Source organism: Proteiniphilum sp. UBA1028 (assembly GCF_002316955.1).
GTDB lineage: Bacteria > Bacteroidota > Bacteroidia > Bacteroidales > Dysgonomonadaceae > Proteiniphilum.
Genome location: NZ_DCEN01000040.1, coordinates 72,999 through 81,294 on the forward strand (window position 1 = coordinate 72,999; position 8,296 = coordinate 81,294).

Sequence of the window (8,296 nt, forward strand, 5' to 3'; positions counted from 1 at the left end):
TGGGAAGGATTGCCCTCAGAGGCGTTTCTCACTGCACTCGATCCGCTGCTGGCCGGTTTTCGTTCCCGCCTTTACCGTGATACCTACCCGAGCAATGTGAAGGTGGGCAACTTAACAGAGGAGTGGGCCCGAAGACTGGGACTCACCACCAACGTGGCAGTGGCGGTGGGCGCCTTCGACTGTCACATGGGTGCTGTGGGAGTAGAGATCAAACCGGGTGATTTTGTTCGGGTAATCGGCACGTCCACCTGCGACATCATGGCTGTCCCCTACGAAGAGATGGGCGACAAACTAATTCCCGGCATCTGCGGACAGGTAGACGGCTCCGTCATCCCCGGCATGATCGGCCTGGAGGCAGGCCAATCGGGCTTCGGTGATGTCTATGCATGGTTTAAACGGCTCCTCGAATGGCCTTTGCAAACCATACTAAGCAAATCAACCCTGTTGGATGTTCCCACCAGAGAGAAGTTAATTGCCGAAGTTGCGGATGCTATTATTCCGGAACTGACCAAAGAAGCAGAGAAGGTACCTCTGAGCGAGAGCACCATCCTGGCAACGGACTGGATGAACGGACGCCGTACGCCCGATGCAAATCAGTTATTGCAGGGATCCATCACCGGCCTGACGCTGGGCAGCTCTGCACCCCTGATCTTTCGTGCATTGGTGGAAGCTACGGCCTACGGCTCCAAAGCTATTGTTGACCGATTCCTTGAAAACGGGATCGAAATTAAACAGGTCATCGGCATCGGTGGCATCTCTCTGAAGTCACCTTTTGTGATGCAAACCATGGCCGATGTACTGGGCATGTCGATCAAGGTAGCCCGCACAGAACAGTCGTGCGCCTTTGGCAGCGCCATGTTTGGAGCAGTTGTGGCCGGCATATACCAGAAGGTAGAAGAGGCTCAGGATGCCATGGGACAAGGATTTGTCACCACCTACCACCCCAACAGCGAAAACCATGTACGCTACAGCGAACTTTACAAGAAATATCAACAACTGGGAAAATTCACGGAAAACAATACGATCCCATCCTAAACCAACAATAATGAGAAACATTTTCCTGCCGGTTTTCATGACAGTACTCCTGTTTGTTGTACCGACAAAGGGGAGTCTGTACGCCAACGAACCAGACTCCGCTTATCTCTTTGCCTATGGCGATACGAACGGGAACGGTCTCTATTTTGCCTGGAGCATCGATCAGGGCAGCTGGCATACCATCGGCCATCGTCATACATTTCTAAAATCGGACTACGGCAGATGGGGCTCCCAAAAAAGGATGTACAACCCGTTCCTCTACCGTGCACCGGACGGAAAGTGGCATTGCACCTGGAGCCTGAACCACGAGGATGGAGCCGTAGCCCATACAGTCTCCTCCAACCTGGTATACTGGGAGCCACAGTCATACCCGGTACTAATGCCACTCGGAAACTGCCTCGACACGGAAATTAATTACGACCCTCATAAAAAAGGATTCCATATCCTCTGGCAGAGCGACAAGCCCACCGAAGGGATTTATCAAACCTTTACCAACGATTTCAGCCAATTTACGCCCGCTGAAAAGTCGAAGCGACACCCAAACAACAGGCGGGAGGTGACAATCGGAGGTGTTGAGGTGAGTGGAACAGTGCACCGGATAGCATGGGAAGAGATCGACCGGCTTATCAGCGCGCAGAGGCTGGCCGCCTACAAACAACTTCAGAACAGTGAGAGGGTGGCAATGAATCCCGGCCAGTTCAGGGAGCCTGTCACCATTTCCCTGTCACCCAGTGCAAAAGAAAAGAAACCCATCAGCGACATGCTGATAGGCATCTTCTACGAAGACATCAATTATGCCGCCGACGGAGGACTCTATGCGGAACTGGTTCAAAACCGGGGATTTGAATATGCATTGAGCGACAAGGAGGGGCGCGATGAGAACTGGAACAGCCGCTTCGCCTGGTCAGTTAACAACGGGAGTCCACTTACAATTGATACACTCTCCCCCATCCATGCCAACAACAGGCACTACGCGGTACTGGAGATAGAGAAACAAGGCGTTGCACTAATCAACGAAGGGTTCAACGGCATTCCGGTGAAGAAGGGCGAAAAATACAACCTATCTCTGTTTGCCCGTTCAACGGAAAAGAGGAGAGGCCCCATTCTGGTGAGACTCACGGGAAAAAACGGGGAACTATATGGGGAGACAACCACTGGAAGAATTGGTGCCGGCTGGAAAAAAATGGAAGCAGTGATTACGGCGACCGCCACGACAACCGATGCCCGTATTGAGGTGATTCCACAACAAACAGGAAGGGTGGAGCTTGACATGATCTCACTCTTCCCGCAGAATACATTCAAGGGACGTAAAAATGGCATGAGGGCCGACCTGGCACAAGCGCTGGCCGACCTCAAACCCCGCTTCATGCGCTTTCCAGGGGGCTGCGTAGCCCACGGCGACGGCATCGGCAACATCTACCGCTGGGAAAACACCATTGGCCCGCTCGAAGCGCGGAAGCCACAGCGTAACCTCTGGGGGTATCACCAGTCGTTCGGGCTGGGCTATCATGAGTATTTCCAGTTCTGTGAAGATATCGGCGCTGAACCAGTTCCGGTTGTGGCGGCAGGTGTTCCCTGCCAAAACTCTGCACATCATGGCTGCGTTATTGGCGGACAACAGGGCGGCATTCCCATGGAGGAAATGGATGCATACATTCAGTCGGTTTTGAACCTGATCGAATATGCAAACGGCGATGCGAAATCGGAATGGGGAAGAAAAAGAGCGGAAGCCGGCCACCCGAAACCGTTCAACCTGAAATATATCGGCATTGGAAACGAAGACCTGATCTCCGATATTTTCGTAAAACGGTTCACCATGATTCACGACGCCATCAGGGAGAAATACCCCGAAATCACCGTAATCGGTACCGCCGGCCCGTTCAGTGAGGGATCGGACTATGTGGAAGGATGGGAGCTGGCAACCAGGCTGGGACTGAAGCTTGTAGACGAACATTACTACCAGCCTCCCGGATGGTACCTCAACAACCAGGATTTCTACGACCGTTACGACCGTTCAAAAGCAAAGGTATACCTGGGAGAATATGCAGCTCATGTTCCAAACCGTCACAACAATCTGGAGACGGCACTCTGTGAAGCACTCCACCTGATCAATGTGGAACGCAACGGAGACATCGTGGAAATGACTTCCTACGCCCCTCTCCTGGCAAAAGAAGGCTACACGCAGTGGAACCCCGACCTGATCTACTTCAACAACAGCGAAGTGAAGCCTACTGTCGGCTACTACGTTCAGAAACTATTCGGGCACCATTCGGGAAATGAATACCTGCCAAGCGGTATCTCCTTTTCTGATAACCGGGAAGATATCAAAAAGCGTATTGCCACCTCTTTCGTGATGGACAAAAAAACCAATGAGCTGATCATAAAAATAGCCAACCTGCTACCTGTTCCCGTCTCTTCTTTCATCGACCTGTCGGAGATGAACATCACTAAGGAGGAAACGGCTATCATGACGGTGATAAAAGGCAACCTTGACGACAGAACCGTCAAACCGGAAGAATTCACACTCAGTGTCCAGGAAGATTTCAACCCTGAATTACCTGCTTATTCATTTTCGGTTATTCGCATAAAGACAAATAATAATTCCTCAAACTGATATTGACCATTTTCAGTGTGGGATAACAAACCATTCAACAAATAGACAATGAACAAACAAAGAGTAATACTCCTGATTTCACTTATTAGCTTGCTCGCAACATTGTTATCGTGTAAATCAACGCCAAAGGAAAAAGATATGGGTGCCTACCTGCTGGTTTATTTCACCGATCCTACCCACAGCCTTTTCATGGCGTTAAGTCCCGATGGGTACACCTTTACCGATGTCAACAACGGTCAACCTGTGATTGGAGGCGACACCATTGCCACGCAAAAAGGTATTCGTGATCCGCACATCACAAGGGGACCCGACGGCGCTTTTTACCTGGCAATGACCGACCTGCACATCTTCGGACAAGAAGCCGGGTTTCGCGAAACTCAGTGGGAACGCGATGGTGATCTTCATGGTTGGGGTAATAACCGTGGCTTTGTGCTGATGAAATCATACGACCTGATCCACTGGTCACGCAGCAACCTGCTCGTAGAGGAACAGTTCCCACAGTTGAACGTTTCCTGTGCATGGGCACCGCAAACGATCTATGACAAAAATGAGGGGAAAATGATGCTCTATTTTACCATGCGTCTCGACGGTGGCAAAACGAAAATGTATTATGCCTATACCGATGATGCCTTTACAAGGCTGGTTTCTGAGCCGAAGATAATTTTCGAATATCCTGATCCCGAAATTCAGGTATTGGATGCTGATATTACCTCTTTGCCCGATGGCCGTTTCCTGATGACTTATGTTGCACAGGAAGGGCCGGCAGGGATTAAAATGGCTATTTCTGATAAAATCAACGGCGGCTATCAGTATCAGCCTGAACAGATCGACTTTGAACCGCGCTCCTGTGAAGCACCAAATATCTGGAAACGTATCGGCGAAGAGAAATGGGTGCTGATGTACGATATTTTCAGCATCACCCCCCATAACTTTGGCTTTGCAGAAACATCCGATTTCAACACCTTCACGCACCTGGGACATTTCAACGAAGGAGCGATGAAAACAACCAACTTCAGTTCACCCAAACACGGGGCAGTGATACATCTTACAAAAGAGGAAGCCGGAAAGCTGAGTGAACATTGGGGTTTGAACATGGAATTTTAACACGATGGAACAGTATATATTAAAATATTTATTCAGATGAAGTGGAAATATCTTCAATGGTTCATCTCCTTTTTTATCTGCGTCTCTTTTGCAAACGCTCAGGTAAATAATCCGCTGATATCATATTTCAGGCTGCAGGAAGTAAGACTTTTGAATAGCCCGTTCAAACACGCGGAGGAGTTAAACAAACAGTACTTGCTGGAGCTGAGTGCCGACCGGCTGCTGGCTCCCTTTCACAGAGAGGCGGGCCTCACACCCAAAACAGAAAGCTACACCAACTGGGAGAACAGTGGGCTCGACGGACATATCGGTGGGCATTACCTCTCCGCCCTGTCGCTGATGTACGCCTCTACCGGCGATCGTGAAATAGAGTCACGGCTGGATTACATGCTCAGCGAATTGAAACAATGTCAGCAGGCCAACGGTAACGGCTATATCGGTGGCGTACCTGGTGGCAAAACCATGTGGGAAGAGATCGCTTCCGGAAAAATCGATGCCGGCGGTTTCAGCCTGAACGGAAAATGGGTGCCACTCTACAACATTCACAAGACTTTTGCCGGACTTAGAGATGCTTACCTCGTTGCAGGAAAGAAGGAAGCCCGGGAAATGTTGGTAGCAATGACCGACTGGGCAATTGAGTTGACAGCCGGACTAACCGACGAACAGATGCAGGATATGCTCCGTAGCGAGCATGGGGGGCTGAATGAGGTCTTTGCTGATGTAGCTGCCATCACGGGTGACAAAAAATATCTGTCGCTGGCACGCAGGTTCTCACACCGTCATATTCTGGCTCCGCTCCTCGCGGAGCGTGACGAACTTACCGGCATGCACGCCAACACACAAATCCCCAAGGTAATCGGTTTCAAGCGCGTTGCCGATCTTGAGGGGGACGAGTCATGGGACAGGGCAGCCCGCTTCTTCTGGAAGACTGTCGTGGAAGACAGGTCGGTCTCCATGGGGGGAAACAGTGTCTCCGAACACTTTAATCCGGTGGATGATTTCTCCCGGATGATCAGTAGCATTGAAGGTCCGGAAACATGCAACACCCACAACATGTTGCGACTGACCAAAATGCTGTATCAGACATCAACCGATGCAAAATACATCGACTATTACGAAAGGGCACTCTACAATCATATCTTGTCTTCACAACATCCCGAAACAGGAGGTCTGGTCTATTTCACACCGATGCGACCGGGTCACTACCGCGTATATTCGCAGCCCCATACAAGCATGTGGTGCTGCGTGGGCTCAGGGATCGAAAATCATGGCAAATACGGTGAAATGATCTATGCCCATCGCGCCGACGAATTGTTCGTGAATCTTTTCATTCCCTCCGCCTTGCAGTGGGAAGAACAGCAAACAGAGATCATTCAGGAGAATAACTTTCCCTGTGAAGCGGAAACCCGCATCACGGTAAATCCCCGCAGAAAAAAAGAATTTACAATCCATCTCCGTCACCCTGAATGGGTAAAAGAAGGGGCTTTCAAGATCACTGTCAACGGGAAAGCATATCCTCTTGTACAGAAAAATGGCTATGTCTCCGTCAAAAGAAAGTGGAAGAAAGGCGACAAAGTGGTAGCACAGATGCCAATGGGCGTGAGAGCAGAACAGCTACCCGACCGCTCTAACTACTACTCCTTTTCCTATGGCCCCATAGTGCTGGCTGCCAAAACTACCGACGAACAGCAGGCCGGTCTCTTTGCCGATGACAGTCGTGGCGGACACATTGCGCACGGCAGACAGATTCCCCTGAAAAGCATGCCGTTGCTCGTGGGAGACCCCGGTGAACTGGCATCGCTGGTAACAACAGTTGTCGGCAAACCGCTTACCTTTCGTCTGTCAAGTCTCTATCCTGAACAGTATGCTTCGGGCATGGAGCTGATACCTTTTTCCGGTCTTCACGAGTCACGCTATATCGTCTACTGGCCACAAGCCACGGCAGAGGAGGCAGAAAAGATTCGGATGAAAATGGAGCAGGAAGAGGCAAAACAACTGAAACTGGATGCAGCTACAATAGACAAGGTTGTTTGCGGCGAGCAGCAGCCTGAATCAGATCACTTTATTGCTTCAGAAAAGTCAAATGCAGGCGTATTTGAAGATACGCGATGGCGTGAAGCCGTAGGGTGGTTCAGCTACAAACTAAAAAACACAGGCCAAAAGGGCAGATATCTCTACATCGCCCATTTCAATAACGACCGCTCACGCAACTTCGACGTGCTGGTCAACAACCAGCATGTTGAATCGATCTCACTCAGCGGACACAAGGGTATGGAACCGCAGGAGCTTATCATCCCTCTTCCGGAGGAGTTGATACGCAACGAGCAACTCACCGTGAAATTCTCAGCTACGCCGGGAAGCACAACAGCCAGAATCACGGAAGTACGCCTCCTTTCGGAAACAACAGAGCAAAAAACATCTTTTAATTTTACACAATAATATGTTGATAATGAAAAAATATTTTATAATTATCCTTTTATCGTGCATCCATATCATGGGTATAACTGCACAGCAACAGACCTGCGAACTAGTAGTCAATGCAAAAAAGCCTGGAGCAGAAATTCAACCCACCATGTATGGGTTGTTCTTTGAAGATATAAACTTTGGGGCCGACGGCGGCTTGTATGCCGAGCTGATCAAAAACCGTTCGTTCGAATTTCCACAATCATTAATGGGCTGGAACACCTTCGGTAAGGTAGAAGTACGTAGCGACAATGCTCCTTTCGAACGTAATCCACACTATGTACGCCTGAGTTATTCGGGACACGCCCACAAGCATACCGGACTTGAAAACGAAGGATTCCGCGGTATCGGCATAAAGAAAGATGCAACGTATCGTTTTTCGGTGTGGGCAAGAACATCCTCAAACAGCAAGATGCAAAAAATAAGAGTGGAGCTGATCGATTCAGAGAATAACCCGTTCGAACGGAAAGAACTGGAGATAACCTCCGGCGAATGGAAAAAATATGAAGTGGTCCTCACCTCTCCCAAAGAAGAACCCAAAGCCACACTTCGTATTTTCCTCGTCACGGAAGGACCGCTGGATCTGGAACATATATCTCTTTTCCCGACGGACACCTGGAAAGGCAGAGAAAATGGATTGCGGAAAGATCTGGTGGAGGCACTGGATGAGTTAAATCCCGGGCTGTTTCGTTTCCCAGGAGGCTGTATCATAGAAGGAACCGATCTGGAGACCCGCTACGACTGGAAAAAGTCGGTCGGCCCCGTAGAGAATCGCCCCTTGAATGAGAACCGCTGGCACTATACATTTGCTCATCGGTTGTATCCCGATTATTTTCAAACCTATGGCATGGGCTTCTATGAACTGTTCCTGTTGTCGGAAGATATAGGCGCAGAGCCCCTGCCTGTAGTAAATGTCGGGCTGGCATGCCAATATCAGAACAACGGGGAACACTGTCACGTGCCTGTGGGAGAACTGGGAGACTATATCCAGGATGCACTGGACCTCATTGAGTTTGCCAATGGAGACACCTCCACCAAATGGGGAAAAGTAAGAGCAGACATGGGGCATCCCGATCCCTT

5 protein-coding genes are annotated in these 8,296 nt (G+C 49.9%); all 5 read left to right on the forward strand.

What is annotated here, in order from left to right; all coding sequences use genetic code 11:
• Window positions 1–1,035, forward strand: a 1,035-nt coding sequence (locus tag B3Z75_RS06845; protein ID WP_294069021.1) for an FGGY-family carbohydrate kinase, incomplete at its 5' end; no start/stop codon positions are given.
• A 10-nt stretch (window positions 1,036–1,045) separates the two neighbouring features.
• Window positions 1,046–3,649, forward strand: a complete 2,604-nt coding sequence (locus B3Z75_RS06850) for an alpha-L-arabinofuranosidase C-terminal domain-containing protein (RefSeq protein ID WP_294069024.1) — start codon at window positions 1,046–1,048, stop codon at window positions 3,647–3,649.
• Window positions 3,650–3,697: 48 nt separating this feature from the next.
• Window positions 3,698–4,753 carry a glycoside hydrolase family 43 protein gene (locus B3Z75_RS06855; protein ID WP_294069027.1) on the forward strand — a complete coding sequence of 352 codons (1,056 nt, stop codon included), beginning with the start codon at window positions 3,698–3,700 and terminating at the stop codon, window positions 4,751–4,753.
• Window positions 4,754–4,789: 36 nt separating this feature from the next.
• The gene (locus B3Z75_RS06860; RefSeq protein ID WP_294069030.1) at window positions 4,790–7,192 is read left to right on the forward strand and encodes a glycoside hydrolase family 127 protein; all 2,403 of its coding nucleotides are present in this window, start codon (window positions 4,790–4,792) and stop codon (window positions 7,190–7,192) included.
• A 10-nt stretch (window positions 7,193–7,202) separates the two neighbouring features.
• Window positions 7,203–8,296, forward strand: a 1,094-nt coding sequence (locus B3Z75_RS06865) for a carbohydrate binding domain-containing protein (protein WP_414702873.1), incomplete at its 3' end; no start/stop codon positions are given.

Bases quoted from the DNA above. Each gene is read 5' to 3' on its own strand.
- B3Z75_RS06850 (WP_294069024.1), top strand. From the start codon at position 1,046: ATGAGAAACATTTTCCTGCCGGTTTTCATGACAGTACTCCTGTTTGTT.
- B3Z75_RS06855 (WP_294069027.1), top strand. From the start codon at position 3,698: ATGAACAAACAAAGAGTAATACTCCTGATTTCACTTATTAGCTTGCTC.
- B3Z75_RS06860 (WP_294069030.1), top strand. From the start codon at position 4,790: ATGAAGTGGAAATATCTTCAATGGTTCATCTCCTTTTTTATCTGCGTC.